The organism is Mameliella sp. AT18 (assembly GCF_028807275.1).
In the GTDB taxonomy this organism is placed as follows: domain Bacteria; phylum Pseudomonadota; class Alphaproteobacteria; order Rhodobacterales; family Rhodobacteraceae; genus Antarctobacter; species Antarctobacter albus.
Genome location: NZ_JARAMO010000150.1, coordinates 1 through 1,264, shown reverse-complemented (window position 1 = coordinate 1,264; position 1,264 = coordinate 1). Strand labels below are relative to the sequence as shown.

General features: G+C 64.4%; 1 protein-coding gene. It reads left to right on the top strand.

What is annotated here, in order from left to right; genetic code table 11:
* Positions 1-929: 929 nt before the first annotated feature.
* On the top strand, positions 930-1,264 hold a 335-nt coding region (locus PVW46_RS28760), incomplete at its 3' end, for a calcium-binding protein (RefSeq protein ID WP_443137042.1).

The window sequence follows — 1,264 nt, the reverse complement described above, 5'->3', positions numbered from 1 at the left end:
GCCGAGATCCGCGTGGCCAATGTCACCGGCCTGACGGCGGACGACTTCGTGCTCTGACGCTTGCCGCAGAGGGATAGCCCCCTGCCCACAGGAACCCAAAGGCCCGGAGGCACACTCCGGGCCTTTGTCATGTTGCCAGAAATTCACCCTGCCCGCCCGGGGCTCATGACCCGCGCGGACGCCCGCCCATCGTGCAATCCGGTGACATGTCCGCCCGGCCTGCTCGACATATCGCAGGGAAGGCGGGCGCGGCCGTAAAAGGTGAAATGGTTAATAATGGGCCTGAACCCCGGAACTCATATTACCCAAAGGGAAAACTGAATGGCACTTATCCTCCGCACGACCTCGCAGGCGACTGGCGATACCATCAGCAATGGCGACGATTACATCCTGGCCGAGGGCGTGATCGTCTCCGACCAGACCACCGACGCGCTCCTGATCCAGACGATCGGCAGCAACGCCGTTCAGATTGGCGGAAGCCTCTTCCCCGCGGTTTTCGCCGAAGGACTCAAGATCGACGCCAATGCGGTCACGGTCAACATCCTGACCACGGGAACGGTTGCCGGGGGGCTACGGCATCGAGATCATCGGAGCGGAAACAGCTGTCGACAGCGTCGTTACGAACGCCGGGTCGGTGACCGGGGACTACGGGTTCATCGTCTTCGCCGATGGAACCGGCGTGTCCAACAGCGGCACCACACCGGGCTGATCGACGGCAGCCTCGCGCTGAATGCCGGCAACGACGTCGCGGTGCCATTGTCAGTGATGTCGATCTTGGTAGCGAGAACGACTTTTTCCGCGCCACTGGAGACGGCGTCGTCACTGGCCGGGTCATCGGCGAGACTGGCGACGACACGCTGCTCGGCGCCAATGGCGACGACGGTTTCGCGGGCTTCGACCTGCTGGCGGGCCACTGAGGGGACGACACGCTGTTCGCAGGCGTCAATGACGACACGATCTTTGGCGGTTCGGGCGACGACAGCATCGACGGTTGGCCCCAGAATGACACGGTCAACGGCGGCTCGGGCAATGACACGATCCTGGGCGGCACCGGAGACGACTTGTTGGTCGGCCAGGACGGCGCGGACCGGCTGGAAGGCGGCGACGGCAACGACATCCTGCGCGGTCGCGCCGGAGAGGATGAGCTGGCCGGCGGCCTTGGCCGGGACTTTCTCACCGGGGGCCAGGGCGCGGATTTCTTTGTTTTCCGGTCGCTGGCGGCAACGGTCGTGGGGGCCAACCGCGACCAGATCCTGGATTTCGA